This is a genomic window from Pseudomaricurvus alcaniphilus (genome assembly GCF_011440395.1).
Taxonomy (GTDB): Bacteria; Pseudomonadota; Gammaproteobacteria; order Pseudomonadales; family Cellvibrionaceae; genus Pseudomaricurvus; species Pseudomaricurvus alcaniphilus.
In genome coordinates this window covers 102,749-123,415 of the sequence record NZ_JAAOIX010000004.1, presented here as the reverse complement: position 1 = coordinate 123,415, position 20,667 = coordinate 102,749, and the positions used below count along the sequence as shown (strand labels likewise).

12 protein-coding genes are annotated in these 20,667 nt (G+C 60.8%); 4 read left to right on the top strand and 8 right to left on the bottom strand.

Annotation, left to right across the window (positions count from 1 at the left end):
• Window positions 1-112: 112 nt before the first annotated feature.
• Both G8764_RS10595 and G8764_RS10590 read left to right on the top strand, forming a co-directional pair.
• The gene (locus G8764_RS10595; RefSeq protein WP_166164609.1) at window positions 113-322 is read left to right on the top strand and encodes a dodecin; all 210 of its coding nucleotides are present in this window, start codon (window positions 113-115) and stop codon (window positions 320-322) included.
• Window positions 323-405: 83 nt separating this feature from the next.
• Entirely contained in the window at window positions 406-828 is a 423-nt protein-coding gene (locus tag G8764_RS10590) for a DUF6210 family protein (protein ID WP_166164608.1), read from the top strand.
• Window positions 829-982: 154 nt separating this feature from the next.
• Here the strand turns inward: G8764_RS10590 and G8764_RS10585 are convergent, their stop codons facing one another.
• The 3 genes from G8764_RS10585 to G8764_RS10575 form a co-directional block, all read right to left on the bottom strand.
• Window positions 983-4,876, bottom strand: coding sequence for a CHASE domain-containing protein (locus tag G8764_RS10585; protein ID WP_166164607.1), 3,894 nt, complete (start codon window positions 4,874-4,876; stop codon window positions 983-985).
• Window positions 4,877-5,155: 279 nt separating this feature from the next.
• Window positions 5,156-6,685 (bottom strand): succinylglutamate desuccinylase/aspartoacylase family protein, encoded by a 1,530-nt coding sequence (locus tag G8764_RS10580; RefSeq protein ID WP_166164606.1) that lies wholly within the window; start codon window positions 6,683-6,685, stop codon window positions 5,156-5,158.
• A 574-nt stretch (window positions 6,686-7,259) separates the two neighbouring features.
• Window positions 7,260-10,073, bottom strand: a complete 2,814-nt coding sequence (locus G8764_RS10575; protein WP_166164605.1) for a valine--tRNA ligase — start codon at window positions 10,071-10,073, stop codon at window positions 7,260-7,262.
• Window positions 10,074-11,215: 1,142 nt separating this feature from the next.
• On the opposite strand from G8764_RS10575, the gene G8764_RS10570 reads away from it, so the two are divergent.
• Complete coding sequence (locus G8764_RS10570) at window positions 11,216-12,340, top strand: phosphoribosylaminoimidazolesuccinocarboxamide synthase (RefSeq protein WP_166164604.1); 1,125 nt, start codon at window positions 11,216-11,218, stop codon at window positions 12,338-12,340.
• A gap of 204 nt (window positions 12,341-12,544) precedes the next feature.
• Here the strand turns inward: G8764_RS10570 and ydiJ are convergent, their stop codons facing one another.
• The 4 genes from ydiJ to G8764_RS10550 all read right to left on the bottom strand — a co-directional run bounded on the left by ydiJ (window position 12,545) and on the right by G8764_RS10550 (window position 18,177).
• A complete protein-coding gene (ydiJ, locus tag G8764_RS10565; RefSeq protein WP_166164603.1) occupies window positions 12,545-15,601 on the bottom strand; it encodes a D-2-hydroxyglutarate dehydrogenase YdiJ in 3,057 nt (1,018 codons plus the stop codon).
• 74 nt (window positions 15,602-15,675) lie between these two features.
• Window positions 15,676-16,551: an MOSC N-terminal beta barrel domain-containing protein gene (locus G8764_RS10560; protein WP_166164602.1), complete on the bottom strand. Its 876-nt coding sequence runs from the start codon at window positions 16,549-16,551 to the stop codon at window positions 15,676-15,678.
• Window positions 16,552-16,596: 45 nt separating this feature from the next.
• Window positions 16,597-16,890, bottom strand: a complete 294-nt coding sequence (locus G8764_RS10555) for a DUF1244 domain-containing protein (RefSeq protein WP_166164601.1) — start codon at window positions 16,888-16,890, stop codon at window positions 16,597-16,599.
• A 96-nt stretch (window positions 16,891-16,986) separates the two neighbouring features.
• Window positions 16,987-18,177, bottom strand: coding sequence for a molybdopterin molybdotransferase MoeA (locus G8764_RS10550; RefSeq protein WP_166164600.1), 1,191 nt, complete (start codon window positions 18,175-18,177; stop codon window positions 16,987-16,989).
• 140 nt (window positions 18,178-18,317) lie between these two features.
• Between G8764_RS10550 and G8764_RS10545 the strand changes: the two genes are divergently transcribed.
• A complete protein-coding gene (locus tag G8764_RS10545) occupies window positions 18,318-19,697 on the top strand; it encodes an MATE family efflux transporter (RefSeq protein WP_166164599.1) in 1,380 nt (459 codons plus the stop codon).
• A gap of 1 nt (window position 19,698) precedes the next feature.
• Here G8764_RS10545 and G8764_RS10540 read toward each other — a convergent pair whose 3' ends face one another.
• Window positions 19,699-20,448, bottom strand: coding sequence for a flagellar brake protein (locus G8764_RS10540; RefSeq protein ID WP_166164598.1), 750 nt, complete (start codon window positions 20,446-20,448; stop codon window positions 19,699-19,701).
• Window positions 20,449-20,667: the final 219 nt, after the last annotated feature.

Genomic DNA, 20,667 nt, shown 5'->3' with positions numbered 1-20,667 from the left:
TACGCTCGCCGGCAATTGATTCGCCGGGTTGTCGCTGGTTATCAACCCCCGGCGACAATGCCAACATCGCTGTGTTAACCTCAGTAGGCCCTTATCAACAGGAGTTAACAAAATGAGCGATCACGTTTATAAAATGGTTAATGTTGTTGGTTCTTCCAAAGCCAGTGTGGACGATGCGATCCAGAAAGCCGTCACCAAAGCCTCGCGCTCCATTCACAACCTGGAGTGGTTTGAAGTTGAGAATATTCGCGGCCATATCCAGGATGGCAAGGTCGGTCACTTCCAGGTGACCATGAAGCTGGGCTTTCGGCTCGACGATTGAACTGGCAGGCGACAAAGGCTAACGGGATAGCTGGAATACAGCTGCAACAATACCGCTACGGCAACAGCGAGCTCTCTTAACCAATGCAAGAATTGTGTTTACTGTCCCTGGAGCAGGCCGGGGTTATTGCACTGCAGCCCAGTGGGCTGCTGTTCTGGACCCATGTCGGCGCAGGCGGCGCGGATAACCGAGTCGAGGCCGAGGGGGTGTTCGTGCCGCTCAGCAGCGACCCGCCAGCCGATAGCCCGGAACTGGCACTGGCCGCGCGGCTTGCCAGTGAGGTGCAGAAGGCTGAATGCTTTACCCCGCAGTTGGCCGATGCGGTGGATGAGGTGTTGCTGGAAATATCCTCCAGCGACGCTTACCGGGTGGATCGCCAGCGCTTGTCCGAATCCAGGAATGGCTGGGTTTACGTCACCGTCACGCCGCAGGGCGAGTTCAGTCACTTTCAAGGCTTCGAGTTATTTGCCGCTGTGATTACCTGGCCATTGGGCAGCGGCAACTGAATTTGATTCGAGTCGCTGCAACTGCTTTTTCGAGGCGCTGTGCTTGGGCTGACCGCTGCAGCAAAGCAAAGCGGCAGGCCTGGTTAGCGGTGACAATTTAGCCGTGACAATTTAGTCGTGACCATTTATCAGTGATAGTTTAGCCGTGCAAAGATCAAAGGCTGCGCGCGGCTTGAGTCGCGGCTCCTTTACGCTCGGCACTGATTCGGGTTTTGCGGATCAGGCTGGCCAATTGGTCGAGTTGCTCTGCGCCCGGCGATGAGTTTTGCCTGCTGCAGGATTGCAGCTCCAGCACCAGTTCGTGCAGTGGCCAGGCCTCGATATTGGCGGCCAGGCCTTTGAGGGTGTGCAGTAATTCGGCCAACCAGCTTTCCACCGGTGTGGAGCGCAACAGGGCCAATTTTGTCTGGCAGTCCTCCAGGTCTGCCGCAAACGTCGTGAACAGCACGCGGAGCAAGTCGCCGTCACCACCGATGCGTTGCTGCAGGCGGGCAAAATCGATCAGCGGCGGATTGTCGCCTTGGCCGGAAGCAGTCGTCGTTAGCTCCGCAGCAGCGATATTGTCCGCGGCTTCACTGTGCCCGGGTTCGTTCGAAGAATGCTGGTGCGGGCCCTGTTGCGAGGCCGGTACGGAGTCTTCTATAGTCTGCTGGTTTCCTGCCGGCAGCCACAAGCGCAGTTGCTCCAGCAGGCGTTCATGGTCAATCGGTTTGGCCAGGTGGGCGTCCATTCCCGCCGCAGCGCAAGCTGCGCGATCTTCCGCCATTGCCGAGGCCGTCATGGCGATGATGGGCAGGTGCTGGTCCCGGGTTTCGGTGGCGCGGTAGCGACGGGTGGCCTCCAGGCCATCCATGCCCGGCATCTGTATATCCATCAACACCAGGTCGTAGCTCTGGCTGCCAAGCTGGCTGAGGGCCGCGCTGCCGTTGTTGGCGATATCAACCTCGAGCCCGAGCCGTTCGAGCAGGGCTCGAGCCACCAGTTGGTTGGTTAAATTATCTTCGACCACTAATATTCGGTAGCCCTGCAGGCTGTTGTGATACTTGTTGGCGAGGCTTGAGTCGCCCGCAGGGGCGGTGTCCGTGGCGGTGGTCAGCGCGGCCAGCAGACGCGCCGGGGTCACCGGTTTGACCAGCACCGCCTGGGGCAGAGGCAGATCTTTATAGTCCAGAGCGGGTTCTTGTGAATCGCTCAATAACAGCCATTGCAGAGCCGGGGCCGCCGCGAAGGCGCTTTTCAAAGCTGCAGAACTGTCAGTAAAACTGGCACTGTCGACCAGCAAAAGTTGATCCGCTTGCGGCTCGATCGCCGCGTCTGCGCGCCAAGCGGTAGTGCTGATACCGAAGCGCTGCAGGATAGCGGTGGTGATCCGGGCGCTGGTGGGCTGCTGGTCGAGCAGCAGCACCTGGGCGGGTAAGCCGCGCTGTTGCGCGGCCATTTCTGCCGCCGTAGCGGCCATTGTCCGGGGCGCTACCGCAGCAAAGCTGGCGCTAAAAACAAATTTACTGCCGACCCCCAGGGTGCTCTGTGCCTCGATGCGGCCACCCATCATCTCCACCAGCCTGCGGCAGATAGTAAGGCCCAGGCCGGTGCCGCCATATTCGCGGGTGGTGGAGGTGTCAGATTGGAAAAACGGCTGGAACAGGGACGGAATTTGTGCCGCGGACACACCGATGCCCGTATCTTTTACGCTAAACCGCAGAGTGGTTACCGGGGGCGCACTGGTTTCGCTGTCGGTGTCGGCGGCAAGACTCACGGCAATCAGGATCTCGCCCCGCTCGGTGAACTTGACGGCGTTGCCCAGCAGGTTATTGATTACCTGTTCGAGTCGCAGTGCGTCACCCTGTAGGCTGACCGGCAGGTCGGGGGCGAGGTCGAGGTAGAGCTGCAGACCTTTGTCGTGGGCTTCAATGGCAAACAGGTCCAGCGAGCGGGTGATGGTCTCCTCCAGATCGAATTCCTTGCACTCCAGTTCCAGCCGGTTGGCCTCCACCTTGGCGTGATCGAGAATGTCGTTGAGCAGACCCAGCAGGGCGCGCGAGGAGCTGAGAATGCGCTTGCTGTAATCCCGCGCCTGGTCAGGTAATTCCTGCTCGGCCAGCAGTTGGCTGAAGCCCAGAATGGCGTTCATGGGGGTGCGGATTTCGTGGCTCATATTGGCGACAAAATCGCTTTTGGCGCGATTGGCGGCCTCTGCGTCCAGTCGCGCCTGGTTCAGGTTGGCCGCGTTGCGGCTGCGCTCGGTGATATCGACCAGCGCCGCAATACAGACTTCGCGGCCGCCGTAAAACAGGCTGCGAGCGGTAATCTCGACCCGGATGTCACGGCCATCAGCGGTGCGGTGAAAGGTTTCACTGGTGCCGCCGTGGTCGAGCCAATCGAGCTTGTCGTCCCGGTCCCGGCTGAGGTCGGCGAGGTGCATCTGCAGGAACTGCGCCCGGCTATAGCCGTAGTGCACAATGGCGGCCTTGTTGGCGTCCAGCAGGGCACCGGAATCCGGGTCGATTAACCACATGGGTACCGGCGCGAGTTCGAACACCTCCTGGTAGCGTCGCTCACTGGCGGACAGTTCTTTTTCAGCCTCATAACGACGGGTGACATCGATAATGATGGCCAGTACCAGCGAGCGACGGCCCATTTCTATTTCGCCACTGCGCATTTCCACCAGCCGCACTTCGCCGTTGGCGAGCCGTTGGTAGCTGCGCTGGCAGTCGCCTTCTTTGGCGCCGGCGGCGTGTAGCTGGGAACTGCTGGGAAAGGCTGCCAGCGAGGGGGGCGGGCTGTTGCTGGTGAGCGATGCCAGGGTCATCTGGCGCAGGGTTGTCAGCGGGTAGCCGTAGAAGCTGAGGGCGGCGGCATTGGCGTCGTGGATTTGGCCGGTATCCGGCTCGGTCAGCAGCATCACTGCCCTGGCATTGGTAAACAGCAAGCGGTGCCGCTCTTCACTGAGCACCAATTCCCGGGTGGCATCCTCGGCGAGGTTTTCCGCCCGCTGTTGGGAGCGGCTCAGGTTGATGATGACCAGAAACAGCAGGATATCCACCACCAGGCCACAGATGGCGACGATGGTGGGCTGGCTGGCTTCGGCGCCGGACAGGTAATTGGGCTCGGTGTAGACGTAAAGGGTCCAGTTGTGACCACCCACATTGACGCGGTGGAGGTCCGCAAACAGGGGCCGGTGATCGCTGGCGCCGAGGCGAGGGGGTGCATCATCGACATTGTTGTAGAGCAGGGAATCCGCGCCGGCGCGGTCGCCGTCGTAGATTTCGAAGTCGATCCCACCCTGGTTTGCACCGAGGATCCCCTGCATCAGGTCGCCCATTCGAAAGGCGCTATAGACAAAGCCGCGCAGGGCCTGGCGGCGCTGCTCAACGGTGGCGGTTGGCGCGTTGGCCCGATACAGGGGGTAGTACATCAGGAAACCGTACTGTACATCCCGGTCGGTCTCCTGCACCAGTGTCACCCTCCCGGAGACAGCCGGCTTGCCGCTGTCACGAGCTCGGTCCATAGCCGCGCGGCGGGTGGGTTCGGAATACATGTCGTAGCCGAAGGCGCGCTGGTTGCGCCAGTCGAACGGTTCGAGGTAGACAATAGCGCTGTAGACCTCACGGCGGTGGGTGGGGGTAACCCGGTAATCGGGAAAGCCCTCGGCGCGAATCTCCGTTTCGTGTTGCGGCAGCTGTTGCGGTGTCAGCATCTCGGCGTAGCCCAGCCCCTGGATGCCAGGAAAGTAGGTTTGCAGTTCCAGGGTGCTGGTAAAGTCACGCCAGTCCTTGCGGCTGACGTAGTCTGAGCCATTGAACATACCAACGCCGGCCCGCAGCGCCATGATGTATTCTTCCATGCGGCGCTCGATGGCGGTGGTGACGTCCTGCACCTGGAACTGGAAGCGCTCACCGGCGCGCTTGTTGACTGAGCGGTCGGAAATGTACCAGGCCAGACCGGTGATCAGCAGCGAGGTAACCAGCACCAGCAGGGCAGTGGACAGGCGGTGTGCCAGTAGTGCGCGCCAGAGGCGGGAAGTGGTGCGATGATTGGTGTCTGGCATGTACCGGTTCCGGGTGCTGGGTATGTTAACGTTAGAATTTTCCTGCGCCCAGCGGGGGCAGATAAGGCCGCTGGCGCGCAACCAGTGACAGGTGCGAGCGACCGCTGGCGGCCAGTGTCGGGGCGCACAGGTTTTTCTGTTTTAAGTTCAAGGTTCTATGTAATCAGTGTAGTAAACAACGGCGCAAGCGCAATGTCCTGAGCAGCCAGGGGGCGGCCGTTTGGCCGCCCGGCAGTGGGGCTGTTATTGCTGCTGGTGCTTCTGTTATTGCAGCTAGTGCTACTGTTGTTGTTGCTGGTGCTTTATGGGCGATGGGCGATCCTGGTGTGCGACTTTGGCTTCCGTTGCTGCTGGCACGGCGCTTTGCGCGGGACTGGGGAAGGTCGGGGGCAGTGATGAGGTGTCCATTTCATTGTCGGCGCCGGGCATGGGTTCAGGCATGGGTTCAGGCATAGGCTCGGGCATGGGGTCAGGTATGGGGCCTGGTATAACTCCGGGCACAGTTGCCGGTTCTGCGCCGCCGGGGTACTGGTCGGGTGGGAGCTCCGGCCCGGTGGCGGTGTCGGCGGGTGCAGTACCGCTCTCGGCCGGGGGCGAAACGTCTTTGTGCTTCTGGATGGCGCTGGCGTCAATCCCAATGTGATAGATGGCATAGCCTGGCAACACCACCTGGTTCAGGGCCATGCCGATAATCCTGCCGGCATAGCGGGAGCGCACTACCAGTTCGACGTTGGTAATGGGGTCAGTGATTTGGCCCAGCACCTCGCCTTCGGCCACCTTGTCCCCGGGCTGGCGGCTGGTAATGAAAATACCACCGGCTTCTGCCCGCAGCCAGCGCGAAGCCATATACATCGGCTGCGGGTTGCTCCAGAAAAATGGCCGCTTGATCATTTTCATATTGGTCAACAGCGAGTTCAGGTGTTGCACCCCGGCTTCGATCACATCCTCCTGGATGCGCAGGGCCTCTCCAGCCTCAAGGGTCACGGTGGGTACGCCGGCAAGAGTCGCTTCGCGGCGCAAGGTTCCGGTTGCCCCCGTATTGTGCAGCACCACGATGTGGCCGAATTGTTGCACCAGTGCGCGCACACTCTCCTGGCCCAGGTCTGCCCGCAGCTGCGGGATGTTGGTGCGATTGAAGGAGCCGGTGTGCATATCCACCAGCGCGGTGCAGTGGCGGATCACCTGGGTGAACAGCGAGTGGGCAATGCGGGCGGCGGAGCTGCCGTTGGGGGTGCCGGGAAAGTAACGGTTCAGGTCGCGACGATCGGGTAAATAGCGGGAATTGCGACGAAAGCCCATCTGGTTGACGATGGGAATACCGACCACGGTACCGGACAGCTTGGCCGGATCGAGGTTGTGCATAACCCGGCGGATGGTCTCGATGCTGTTGATCTCGTCGCCGTGAATCGCTCCGGTGATGCACAGTACCGGGCCTCGCTTGATGCCATTGGCCACCAGCACCGGGGTGGGTACCGGTATGCCATCGAACAGATTTTGCGGCGACCACCTGAGGGTTCGCAGAGTGCCAGGTTCGACTTTATCGCCGAGCAGGGCAAACAGCTGCTGGGGATGGTCTGGGTGGGTGACCTCAAGAGGGTGGCCTGCCGGCTTGGGTGAGGGGGCGACCGGGCCTGTCGGCGCAGGTCGGTCGGCGCGCTCCTGCTCGGTTTTTAATAACAGGTCGGTTTGCTTCGCTGGGAATCCGTCCAGCCCCTGTACCGAAATAGCCGTTTCGTTGATAGGCTCCTCGTCGATAACCTCGGTGGCGCACACCTGGGCCCAGGCGAGGGGCAGTAACAGTGCCAGCAACAGTTCGGTGCGAACAGGGATAAGCCACCGGCCACGGATAGGTGGGCGGCACGGTAGGTTGTCTGTAGAGTGAGTCAAGTTAGCCTGCAAAGCCAGGGAGCTGGCGGGTAATGATATGAATCAAGTTTAGCGTAATACACGCCATTTTGCGTGGATGAAATTGGTGAATTCGTTGGCTTGGTGGCCCACCCGGTGTGCCTGTGCTCCAATTGGGGGCAGCAGCAGGCCACAGCAATTGCATCCGGTTACAACGCGGTTGGGGAACATCAGGTTTATGAGTGTAGTTGCTCCGCTGCATTGCGCCAGCGCAGCGTTGGTCAATAGTAAAGTTTATAGCTCGCGATATGCGCTGCTGGCTGTGCCGGTGTTTCGGGACCCGGTTCGGTCCAGGCGACCGGGAAGGCTACCCGCTGCTGGGGCGCAGATTCCTGCAATTGCACTTTGTGGTCAACTTAAACCGGGCTGTTAGCGGGAACCAAGAGCAGAAACTTATACCAGGAGCTATTTAGCAGAAACTTCCAGCAGGAGCTATGGCTGCCCCTGGGGGCAGCCTGCCGCAGGCGATAGTTTGCTGTTAAAGGGTCGCCAGCTTGATCGCCTGCTCTTCCAGCTTACCCAGTGCCGCCTGCATATCCGCCAGCTTGTCCTTTTCCTTCTGCACCACCTCGGCCGGCGCGTTGTCGACAAATTTGGCGTTGCCGAGCTTGCCTTGCACCCGGGCACTCTCCTTTTTCAGCTTGTCGATCTCCTTGTTGAGGCGCGCCGTTTCCGCCGCCACATCGATCAGGCCGGCCATGGGCACCAGGATTTCCATGTCCCCCACCAGGGCGGTGGCGGACATGGGCGCGGTGTCACCGGGGTTGAGCCAGGTAATGGACTCAAGGCTGGCAAGCCGGGTCAGGAACAGACGGTTGTCGTCCAGGCAGCGCCGGTCGTTGGCGGAGCCGTTGGCAAAGAACAGGGGGATGCTTTTCGCCGGCGAGATGTTCATTTCACCGCGAATATTGCGCACCCCTTCAATTACCCCTTGCAGCCATTTTACGTCGGCCATGGCCTGTTGGTCGATCTTGCCGGGCTCGCACTCAGGCAAGCGCGCGGTCATAATGGTTTCGCCCTGGCCGTCTGCAGTGCTGACGCCGGCCAGGTCCTTGATGCGCTGCCAGATTTCTTCGGTAATAAACGGCATCAACGGGTGGGCCAGGCGCAGGGTTGCTTCCAATACCCGGATCAAGGTGCGGCGGGTGCCTTTCTTTTGCGCCGCGCTGAAGTCGGCGCTGGTCAATACCGGCTTGGAGAGCTCCAGGTACCAGGAGCAGTATTCGTTCCAGATAAAATCGTACAGGGCCTGGGAGGCGAGGTCGAAGCGGTAGCTCTCCACGCCCTCGGCGAAGGCCTTTTCCACCTGCTGCAGGCGCGAGATGATCCAGCGATCCGCCACTGACAGCTCATAGCCGCCGGAATTGTCCTGGTCGCAGTCGTGGGCGCTGAGGCGATTGCCCTGTTCGTCCTGCACCTCGCAGTTCATCAGCACATAGCGGGAGGCGTTCCAGATCTTGTTGCAGAAGTTGCGGAAGCCTTCGATGCGGCCTACATCAAACTTGATGTCGCGGCCGGTGGAGGCCAGCGAGTAGTAGGTGTAGCGCAGGGCGTCGGTACCGTAGGCGGCGAGGCCATTGGGGAATTCCTTGCGGGTCTGCTTTTCGATCTTCTCGCGCATCCGCGGCACCATCATGCCGGCGGTGCGCTTGGCCACCAGGTCTTCCAGTTCGATACCGTCGATCAGGTCGATGGGGTCGATAACATTGCCCTTGGACTTCGACATCTTCTGGCCGTGGCTGTCGCGCACCAGGCCGTGTACGTAGACGGTGTGGAACGGCACTTCCTTGCGGAAGTGCAGGGTCAGCATGATCATGCGCGCGACCCAGAAAAAGATGATGTCGAAGCCGGTCACCAGCACGTCGGTGCTGTGGAAGGTTTTCAGGAGGTCGGTCTGTTCCGGCCAGCCGAGGGTGCCAAAGGTCCACAGGCCAGAGGAGAACCAGGTGTCGAGCACGTCGTCATCCTGCTGCAGGCTGAGGTCGTCAGGCAAGTTGTGCTTCTGGCGCACTTCGGCTTCGCTGCGGCCGACGTAGACGTTGCCCTGGCGGTCGTACCAGGCGGGAATGCGGTGGCCCCACCACAGCTGGCGGGAAATACACCAGTCCTGAATGTCGCGCATCCAGGAGAAGTACATGTTTTCGTACTGCTTCGGCACGAATTGAATGTCGCCGTCTTCCACCGCCCTGATGGCTTCTTCTGCCAGCGGTTGGGTTTTCACGTACCACTGGTCGGTGAGGTAGGGCTCGATCACTACCCCGGTGCGATCGCCGCGCGGCACTTTCAGTTTGTGGTCGTCGATTTTTTCCAGCAGGCCCAGGGCCTGCAGGTCTTCGACCACCAGCGTCCGGGCGTCGAAGCGGTCCATGCTGCGGTATTTTTCCGGCACATTGGCGTTGGTGCGGGCGTCGTTGTCGAAGATGTTGATCATGGGCAAGCTGTGGCGCTGGCCCATTTCGTAGTCGTTGAAGTCGTGGGCCGGGGTGATCTTGACACAGCCGGTACCAAATTCGCGGTCGACGTAGTCGTCGGCGATAATCGGTATTTCGCGCCCTACCAACGGCAGGGTGATGGTCTTGCCGATCAACTGGCGGTAGCGTTCATCTTCCGGGTGCACCGCCACTGCGGTGTCGCCGAGCATGGTTTCCGGGCGGGTGGTGGCCACTACCAGGTGACCGCTGCCGTCGGTCAGGGGGTAGCGAAAGTGCCACAGGTGGCCGTCTTCTTCCTCGGAGATGACTTCCAGGTCGGAGACGGCGGTGTGCAGTTTCGGGTCCCAGTTGACCAGGCGCTTGCCGCGGTAGATGAGCTTTTCTTCGTAGAGGCGAATAAACACTTCCTGGACCGCTTTGTAGAAGCCGTCGTCCATGGTGAAGCGTTCGCGGCTCCAGTCGGGGCTGGCGCCGAGGCGACGCAGTTGCTGGGTGATGGTGCCACCGGATTCGGCTTTCCACTCCCACACTTTCTCGATAAATTTTTCCCGGCCGAGGTCGTGGCGGGAGATGCCCTGGGCGTCCAGTTGTCGCTCGACCACCATTTGGGTGGCGATGCCGGCGTGGTCGGTGCCCACTTGCCAGAGGGTGTTGCGGCCTTTCATGCGGTGGTAGCGGATCAGGGCGTCCATTATGGATTCCTGGAAGCCGTGGCCCATGTGCAGGCTGCCGGTGACGTTGGGCGGCGGAATCATGATGCAGTAGGACTCGCCCACGCCGGATGGCTTGAAGAAGCCATTTTTTTCCCAGGTCTGGTACCAGGATTTTTCGATTGCTTGGGGCTGGTAGGTTTTGTCCATAGTTCTGCTGTCGTTTGCTCGGCGGAAAAGTGCGGGATTATACAATGGCTGAGCGGTGGATGGGAGCGCCAAAGGGTGCTTTCTCGTTTGCTGACATTTGGCGGTTGGCAGGTGTGGCTCGTCGAGTCTATGCAGGCTCTCCGTTGGCGCTCAGTTTGAGCATCCGTCTGCGGGTACCCGAAAGATGTTAGTTAGTTCGCGCACATTAGACGGCTCGGCGGGTGTGCCCTGCCAGACCAGCCGCAGGCTCGCCGCTGGCAGTTGGCTTGAGTATCCGTCTGTGGGAATCCGAAAGATGTTATTTGGTTCGTGCACATTAGGCGGCTCGGCGGGTGCACCCCGCCAGACCGGCCGCAGGCTCGCCGCACTTTTCGCGCTCCCGCCCTTTTATTTACTTCTAAATCGTCGCTCCGCTGCGCTGCGCTCAAACATCCGTACGCGAAAGCCCGAAAAGCGCGGCGAGCCTAAACGCGGCCTGATTGGTCTGGCAGGGTACACCCGCCGAGCCTCGATCCAGCGTCGGCGAGGGTGGCTGATTTAACGGCATAGATCTTTTTTCGTTACAAGCGGGGTCGGGGCAGGCCTGAAAGGTTGGCTCTCATACTTTCAGGGGCCGCCGCAGATTTCTTTATCGTTTACTTAACAGAGGTATTATTCGTCTCCATTCGGCTTATCTACCTCGCCAAGAACCAAAGAAAAAACCCTGGCTCTAGCGATAATGCCGGGTCAAGGCGCAGCGGGTGCGTTCTACCAGACCAATCAGAGCGCGTTTAGGTTCGCCGCACTTTTCGGGCTTTCGCGGACGGATGTTTGAACGGAGCGAAGCGAAGTGAGTTTCCGGGAGCGCGAAAAGTGCGGCGAACCTGCGCTCGGTCTGGTAGGACGCACCCGCTGGGCCGCAGCGTCACACTTGACTGTTGAGCACTGGTTAGTTGAGCACAACCGCCGGGCCGCAGTGCCGACGCTTGGGGTTGCATGAAATCAATGAAATTCTCCCGCCACGCCACAACACCCAAGCGCAGTAGCTGCTCTGCAACCAATAGATTTCCGCTGAATGGGGCCGGGGAGCTCCGAGTGGGTTCATTCCCGCGCGATTCTGCTAGAATGGCGGCCTTTATTGATCCCATATCCAGGAAGCCTTCATGCAGCTACCCGATACTCCCCAGGCCATCAAAGACTCGGTGCTGGCCGTTAACGACGATCTGCCCATTCGTACTGATCGCCCGGTGCACAGTGGTAAGGTGCGTTCAGTCTATTGGTTGACCGAGGCTGACAGCCGCCGCCTGATTGCGGAGAAGGGTTACGATGTGGCCCCGGATGCGCCTTTGGCGATTATGGTGATCAGCGATCGTATCTCGGCGTTCGACTGTATCTGGCGCGGACAGGGTGATGTGCGTGGGGTGCCGGGCAAGGGCGCGGCGCTGAATGCTATTTCCAATCACTGGTTTCGCTTGTTTCGGGAGCAGGGGTTGGCAGATAGCCATATCCTGGATATTCCCCATCCGCTGGTTTGGATCGTGCAGAAAGCCCGGCCGGTGATGATCGAGGCTATCTGTCGCCAGTATATTACCGGCTCCATGTGGCGGGCCTATTCGAAAGGCGAGCGCAGTTTCTGCGGCATTGAATTGCCGGAGGGGTTGCGTAAGGACCAGAAGCTGCCGGAATTGCTGATTACGCCGTCGACCAAGGGCATTCTCAAGGGCATTCCCGGGGTGCCGGAGGCGGATGACGTCAATATCACGCGCGCTGATATTGAGGCCAATTTTGGGGCCTTTAATTTTCGTTCGCTGGCGGATGTGGGCCGCTACGAAACGCTGTTGCAGGAGGGTTTTGCCCTGATCAGCCGGGAGCTGGAAAAGATCGACCAGGTTTTCGTCGATACCAAATTCGAGTTTGGCTTTGTTACCGACAAGAATGGCGTTGAAAAGCTGATCTATATGGATGAGGTGGGCACACCGGATTCGTCTCGCATTTGGGACGGCGGGGAATATCGCGGCGGCCGGATTGTGGAAAACTCCAAGGAGGGCTTCCGCCAGTTTTTGCTCAACCACTTTCCCGACCCCGACATCCTGCTCAACAAGGAGCGTATGGGGGAGCGGCTCGCGCTGGCGCGGGACAATGAGTTGCCGCTGGAGGCGCTGTTGCAGATCTCTGCGACCTACGTGGGTATCGCCGAGAAAATTATTGGCGCTCCGCTGGCGCTGGCGGAAAACCCCAAGGCCGAGATCGTACAGGTGTTGCGCGACAGTTACGGCTTGATTAACTGAGCCGTTTTCCGGTCGCTGCGGAGCCTTGGCAGTATCCAGGGGCTGCCGCGCTGCAGGCAATTAGTGAAGGTTGCTTGCTGAGGCCCGGTTGATGCAAGCGTGCAGCAAGCGGGGCTGGCCTGGTTTTCCTGGTGTAGTGCCTCTTGCAAAGTGTTCATTGCGCAAGCCCCTAACGGGCCAGATACGAACCTCTGACCCAGGACACTAGCTACTGGCGTACTGGTTTAACAGTACCTGCAGCGGGTGCGGCAGTTGCGCGGCGTCAAAGCGCTTGGCTTGGCTGCGGCAGGAGTAGCCGGTGGCCATGAGTTTGCCCTGGTTGTCCGGGGCGCTGACCACTTCCGACCAGGACAGCTCGTAAATCTTCCTCGAGGTGTCGCGGTTGCGGGTTTCGTGGCCGTAGGTACCGGCCATGCCGCAGCAGCCCACGTCGACATTCTGCAGGGTCTGCCCCAGGGCGCTGAAGACGGTGTGCCAGTCCTTGATGGATGCGGCGGCGTTGGTCTTCTCAGTGCAGTGGGCCAGCAGTTTGAATTCACCCTGGCTAAAATTAGCGGCCTGTTGGCCGAGGTGCTCACTGGCGCCGGCCAGCCACTCCTGCAGCAACTCCACGCGCGGGGCTTTGTCGCCCAGCAGTTTCTTGTACTCGCTGCGGTAGGCCAGGGTCATGGAGGGGTCGATGCCCACCAGGGGAATGCGGTACTGGCCGAGGCGGTTGAGAAACTCGGCGTTGGTGTTGGCGGTTTTGTCAAAAGCCTTGAGAAAGCCGTGCACGTGCAGGGCTTTGCCATTGGCGCGATAGGGCGCCAGCATTGGGATAAAGTCGAGTTTTTGCAGCAGCGCCAGCACGTCCAGCACCAGTTGTGTCTCAAAGTAACTGGTGAAGGCATCCTGCACCACGATCACCGTTCTGGCCCGGTCCTCGGCGCTGAGCTGGGCGATATTGGCCTCGGCGGCGTACACCACACCCATTTCCGTCAGGCGTGCGTCCAGGTTGATGGCGCTGAGCAGGGGGCTGTCTACCATGCCGGCGATGCGCGACAGCAGGGCCTGCACGAACGCCGGTTTCATCAGGCCATTGTAGAGCCAGGGCACCCGGGCCAGGGTCGGGATCATATGTTCCAGGCCGCCGATAAAGTAATCCTTCAGTGGGCGCAGGTAACGACCGTAGTAGAGCTCCATAAACTTGCTGCGGAACGACGGTACGTCGACATTGACCGGGCATTGGCCGACGCAGGATTTGCAGGCCAGGCAGCCGGCCATGGCGTCCATCACTTCGTGGGAAAAGTCGTATTCGCCCTTGCGCTTGGCGAGGGTGTTCTTGCCGCGCGCCCAGAGTGAGCGCATAAACGGTTGCTGTTTCAGCTGCGCACTTTCTGCCAGCGGGTCGACACCGCGTTTACTCAATTGCTTGAGCCATTCGCGCACCAGTGCGGAGCGGCCTTTGGGCGAGTGAATGCGCTCCCGGGTGGCCTTCCAGGAGGGACACATGGCGTCGTTGGGGTTCCAGTTGTAGCAGGCACCATTGCCGTTGCAGTACATGCCCTCGCTGTATTCGTCCCAGATACGCACCGGTATCTTGCGGTCTTCTTCGCCGCGGGTGCGTACGCCGTCGATTTTGCTCAGCTGGTGCTGGTTGTCGGGGGTGGCGATCTTGCCCGGGTTGAGCTGGTTGCGCGGGTCGCAGGTGGCCTTGATGCGCTGCAGTTGCGGGTAGAGATCGCCAAAAAACTTCGGTGCGTACTCCGAGCGCACGCCCTTGCCGTGCTCGCCCCAGAGCAAGCCGTTGTATTTGTGGGTCAGGTCCGCCACCGCATCGCTGATGGGGCGCACCAGGCTGGCTTGCTCCGGGTCGCGCATGTCCAGCACCGGGCGCACATGCAGCACACCGGCATCGACGTGGCCGAACATGCCGTAGGCCAGGTTGTGGCTGTCGAGTAACTGGCGAAACTCGAGAATAAAATCGGCCAGGTTTTCCGGCGGTACCGCGGTGTCTTCGACGAAGGGCATGGGCCGGGCCGCCCCTTTCATATTGCCCAGCAGTCCCACGGACTTCTTGCGCATACCCCAGATCTTGTTGACCGCGTCGCTGCCCCAGGCCACCGAGTAGCCGCTGCTGACGCATTCAGGGGTGCCGGCGAGGGCGTCGAGCTGGTCGGTCAGGCGCTTGATGCTGGCTTGCAGTTCTTCTTCATCGTCGGCGCTGAATTCCACCAGGTTGATGCCCTGGATCTCGCCGCTGTCGGAACCCGGGAAGAATTCGGCCACGCTGTTCCAGACGATGTCGTTCATGGCCAGGTTGAGGACCTTGGAATCCACCGTCTCGATGGAGGTGGGGCCGGATTTCATCAGCTCGGTGGCGTCGCGCAGGGCGGCGTTGAAGTTCTGGTAGTTGACATTGACCAGGGCCGAGTAGCGCGGGATGGGCAAGACATTGAGCTTGGCCTCGCTGATAAAGCCGAGGGTGCCCTCGCTGCCGCAGAGTACACTGTTGAGGTCGAAGCGACCGTCCTCGGTGCGGATATGGGCGAGGTCGTAGCCGGTCAGGCAGCGGTTGAGCTTGGGGAATTTCTCCGCGATGGCATCCTTGTATTCACGCTGGATACTGTTGAGTACCCGGCACAACTCGCCGACCCGGTCCTGGCGTGAGGCGACCGCTGCGAATTCTTCGTCGTTGAGCGGTTGCGAGGTCCACTCGCTGCCGTCCATAAATACGGTGGTCAACGCCAGCACGTGATCGCGGGTTTTGCCGTACATGCACGAGCCCTGGCCGGAGGCATCGGTGTTGATCATGCCGCCGATGGTGGCGCGATTACTGGTGGACAGTTCCGGCGCGAAAAACAGCCCGTGGGGTTTGAGGGCAGCGTTGAGCTGGTCCTTGACCACACCGCTTTGCACCCGCACCCAGCGCTGCTCGACGTTGATCTCGAGGATTTTATTCATGTGCCGGGAGGTATCCACCAGCAGACCGTCGGTGAGCGACTGGCCGTTGGTACCGGTGCCGCCGCCCCGGGGGCTGAGCACGATATCGCGAAACTGGCGCAGGTTGCTCAGTTCCGCCACCCGCACCAGGTCGTTGGCGTTTTTCGGGTAGACGACCCCTTGGGGCAAGACCTGGTAAATGGAGTTGTCGGTAGCCAGTACTGTGCGGTTGGCATAATCCGGATTGATCTCGCCCTCAAAGCCGCAGGCCTTGAGCGCCTCGAGAAAGGCCAGGTATTGCGCTTGCAGCGGTGAAGTCTCGGTAATGCTGGGTATCATCGGGGTGTGTACGTCATGGAGGAGGAAAGGGTCGTCATTTTAACGGTTTCCCGGCAGTCGGGCTATGCCCCAATTTACGCCTGCTCGGGGAGCAGTGGATCACCGACGCGCAGGGTTGCGGTTTTTCCCGGCGCGGCGAGCAGGGTGGCGTTGACGCCAAAAGCGGCAGCGCGCGATTTGCTCGGCAGCGGGTTCAGCTGCAGCAGGGTGTGGAAGGGTTCGCGGTCGGCCGCCAGGGTGGCGCTGTCGGGGTCGATGGTGGTGATGATACAGCGCTCGCAGGGATCGCAAAGGGCAAAGCCCAGGCCGCTGGCGGGGTGTCGCAGTGCGCGTAACTGCTGTTCGCCAAACGCCTCGATACCGGCCACCACCAGGTTGGGGCGAAAGCGGCGCATATCCACCTGGGGCTTGGCGCTCAGCGCCAGTTGCTGGTTCAGGCGCACCAGCGAGGTGGTGTTGGCAATCAGGTAGGGGGCGGCGTCGGCAAAGCGGGTGCGGGTGTCGCGGCCAAAGCGGGCCGGGTCGGCGGCGGGGCGCTGCCGACCGGGTGCCAGGGTGACCAGGCGCAGGGGGTGCGGGGGCCGGAGCACGCGATTGAGCCAGGCGGAAGCCGCGCGGCTGGCTTCGATGACATCGCAGTCGTCGCGCCACACGCTGCCCTTGAAGACGGCGCTGTCGGTCGCGTCAGCGTTTGCCGGGTTGGGCAGCGGCAGCGCCACTGAACCGCGTCCGCTGGCACCCAGGTGCAGGCAATTGTCTTCAATGGCGGTGTCGACCAGGGCCATTTGCGGCAGTTGGCGCTGGCTGACGAAGCGGCCATTGGGCAGCACCAGCATCCACTGGCGATCGTAGGCCAGCCCCCGGGGGGTGGCCTGCCACTCCTGCACGGTAATTCCGCGCAGGGATTTCACCGGGTAGAGGGTGATTTGCTCAATGTGGATGTCGGTCACGGCGGCGGCTTGTGCTCGTGTGGATCCCTGTATCAGGGGGCTACATTAGTCCTTCTGTCTGGCGTTAAACGCGGCCAGCTGTTCCGGAGTGGCGGGCTGTTGGTATTTGTCTTTCCACTCGCTGTAGGGCATGCCGTAGACGATTTCCCGGGCCTGCTCATAATCCAGCGCCAGGCCTTTTTCTTCCGCTGCCGCGGCATACCATTTGCTCAGGCAGTTGCGACAGAAACCGGCCAGGTTCATCAGGTCGATATTCTGGACGTCCTTGCGTTGGTCCAGGTGTTGCAGCAGGCGGCGAAAGGCGGCGGCTTCCAGTTCGGTTTGTGTTTGTCGATCCACGGTGCACTCCTGTTGGTGAGTCGGTTGCCCTTTTAAGGCACTTTTAAGGCAACCCTAAAAGACTGAATAATCTGGCCAGCGGTTGGCGCCGGCGGTTTAAATCAACTGGTCAAAGCGTACCACCTCAATCGGGTCGCCCACCTTTAGTTCAGTGTCGACCGGGACAATGGCCACGGCATTGGCCCAGGTGGTGGAGGAGAGTACCCCTGAACTCTGGTTGGGGTAAACCTGCATCTGGCCCTCGTGGTCAATCCTTATCATCACGTACTCCTGGCGAATGCTCGGCCTGCGGGTAAAACTGGCGGGCCAGAAAGTGCCTTGCGGCAAGATTGGCTGCTGACCCTGGATCTTTTGCAGCCAGGGGCGGGCGAAGAACAGGAAGGTCACAAACACCGACAACGGGTTGCCGGGCAGCCCCAGAAACGGGGTCTGGCCAACGCGACCAAAGGCCAGCGGTTTGCCGGGTTTGATGGCCAGTTTCCAAAGGTTCAACTGGCCCAGTTTTTCCACCGCCGATTTCACATGGTCTTCCTCGCCCACCGATACCCCGCCGGTGCTGAGTATGACATCGGCCCGGGCGGCGGCCTCGGTGAGGGCGGCAAGGGTGGCATTGGCACTGTCTTCCACCCGTCCCAGGTCAATGACATCGACGTCGATATTGTGCAGCAGGCCGGTCAGCAGGTAGCGATTGGAGTTGTAAATCTGGCCCGGCTGCAGCGGTTCGCCGGGCTCCGCCAGTTCGTCACCGGTGGAGAGGATGGCAACCTTCAGTTTGCGCACCACCTCCACCTCGGCGATACCAATGGAGGCCAGCAGGCCCAGTGCCTGGGCCGAGAGTCGGTCGCCCCGGGCGGCGACCAGGCTGCCGGCGGCGATGTCCTGGCCGCGGGGGCGAATATTGTTGCGGGGTTCAATGCCGGCGGGAATCGACACCCGATCGCCCTCGACCACACATTGCTCTTGCATGACCACGGTGTCGGCCCCCGGGGGGACCGGCGCACCGGTAAAGATTCGCGCCGCGGTGCCGGTCTCGAGGGGGCTTGCGGTGGCGCCGGCGGGGATGCGCTGGCTGACCGCAAACCACTGGGCACCCGAGGAGGTATGTGCGGCGCTGTGGAAGGCGTAACCATCCATGGCGCTGTTGTCGCTGGGCGGCACGTCTAGCGGTGAGTGTTGGGTCTGGGCCAGGATACGGTTCCTGGCCTGGGCCAGCGGCACCTGTTCGGTGGCGGATAGCGGCACGGCGGATTGCAGAATTTGTGTGAGGGCTTCGACGGCCGGTTTCATAGCGGTTACTGCTCTGGAGAACTGACGGCGGATTATAGCCGAGTTGGGCGAATATGTTTCACCCTCCCGCGAGTTTGGGTTAAGGTTCGCCACCTTTGCATCCCGGTCCCGGGAGCGGTTATCCAGACCATGAGCAGTTGATGAAAAACAGATATCTGGTTGAATTAAAGCAGTTGATACGGCTGGCGTCGCCGCTGCTGGCGGCCCAGCTGTTGGTCACCGCCACCGGTGTGGTGGATACCCTGATGGCGGGCCGCTACCATGCCAATGATCTTGCGGCAGTGGCCATAGGCAACAGCTTTTGGCTGCCGCTGCATCTGTTGATCAGCGGCTTGTTGATTGCCACTACGTCTATGGTGGCGCGGGCACACGGGGCCGAGCAGTTGCAGGCGATCAAGACGGTGGTGCAGCAGAGTATCTGGCTGTCATTGGCACTGGCGCTGCTGTGCGTGCTGGTGCTGGTCAAGATCGGCGGGCTGCTGGAGTGGCTGGCAGTGGATAGCGCATTTGCCGGCATTAGCGAGGACTACCTGCTTGCCATCGCCTGTGGTTTTCCGGCGATTGCCATTTACAGTAGCTTGCGCGCTTTTTGCGAGGGCATGGGCCGCACCATGCCCTATATGATTGGCAGCCTGGTGGCTTTCCTGGCCAATATCCCACTCAATTACGCTCTGATTTACGGCGCCTGGGGCCTGCCGGAACTGGGCGGTGCGGGTTGTGGCTGGGCAACCGCGGCGAGTATGTGGCTGCAGGTTGTTATTTTAATGATTTTGACCGCCCGCTCCGGGGACTACCAGGGCATTCACCTCTTTAGCGATTGGCAGTGGCCGGTCTGGCAGGAGATCAAACCGGTGGCCCGGTTGGGGGTTCCGATTGCGCTGGCGGTGTTTGCCGAGGTGTCCATTTTTTCTACCATCGCCCTGCTGCTGGCGCCGCTGGGGGCGGTGGTGGTCGCCGGGCACCAGATAGCCCTCACCATCTCCCACCTGATTTTTATGATACCCCTCAGCTTCTCCCAGGCGTTGACCATTCGCGTCGGTTACTTTCTCGGCCGTGGCCAACAGTCAACCGCCAACTTTGTGGTCAGGACAGGTCTGCTGACCGCGGTGGCGCTGGCCCTGCTTACAGCGACCTCAATCCTGCTGCTGCGCCATACCCTGGTGGGCTGGTTTACCACCGATGCGGCGGTGCAGGCGGGCGCAGTGGCACTGTTTGTGTGGATGGCGCTCTACCAGATTCCCGATCATATCCAGATTGCGGCCAATGCCGGCTTGCGCGCCTATCAGGACAGCCGCGTGCCCATGCTGTTGATCCTGCTGGCCTATTGGGGGGTGGCGCTGCCGCTGGGTTTCGTGTTGGCGCGCACGGATTGGTGGGGGGTGTCGTTGGCGGCCAAGGGGTTCTGGATCGGCCTGCTGGTGGGTTTGGCTGGCAGTGCCGTGTTGTTGAGTGCACGCTTGCTGTGGGTGGCGACCCGCCCGCTGTCGGGGGCTAGCAGCCAGGCGGCTGTGGTGCGCTAGGTCAGACGGCGCTGCGCAACCGCTGCAGGCGCTGTTCCCGCATAATGAATTGTTCCAGTTGACGGCGCTCACTGCTGTCGAGGGTGACCATCTGCGCGCCGATGGTGGTGATGCCGGAATCGGCTTCGGCAATGCGCGCCACTCGCAAATCGCAGTGCAAGTTCAGCGAGGCGATCTGCAGGTTGCAGTTTTCAATGGCTTCCCCCACCGCCAGTGGCGGGCTGTCGCCAGGGGTTTCCGGCAGGGAGATTTGCACACCGCTGATGGAGATATCACTGACCCGGGCCTGGTCAATCTCAATACTCCCCATTTGCCAGCGGGCGCTGCCCTGGGTGGCCAGGCGGAAAGCATCGCGGCGCTGGTGGCCGTCGAGCTGGCTGGGCAGTACCAGGCTGTAGCTCGGCTGGTCGCCGTCGCTGAGGCGCTCGGCGACGCGAGTGTGGAAGGTAAGGGAGCGGTGCTTTGAGGTGCGCACGGTCACGGAGACGCGGTCGTTTTCATGCAGCAGCAGGCCGGTGGGAAACAGTTCGTCGATGGTGAGTGTGCCGGCGCCCGGATTGACCTCAAGGATGATGCTCTGGTAGGTGCGCTGCCCCTGATTGCCGCCACCGGTCGCGGTGCGCGCGACGTAGATCAGGGTGTGCTCGCGCTGCAATTTTTGCAGGGTGGCCAACACTTCGCGCTCGGGGGCTGCGCCGGCGGCGGCCGACCTGGGCTTGCTGTTTCTTAATACCCCGGTCAATTTCAGCATTGGCTCTCACCTCGATTCAGGCGCTGCGAATGCAGCACTGGTACTCTGTCTAGCGGCCAGTTTACGCAAAACTTGACGGTTTGTTTTAGCTTAATAAGTTCTATTAATGCCTGTTTTTTATGCAGGCATTTTTTATTCGGTCATTTTTATTCGGTCATTTTTATTCGGTCATTGGAGAGCCAATCCCGGCGGGCTGGAGCGGCCAGCCTCGCCAAGACC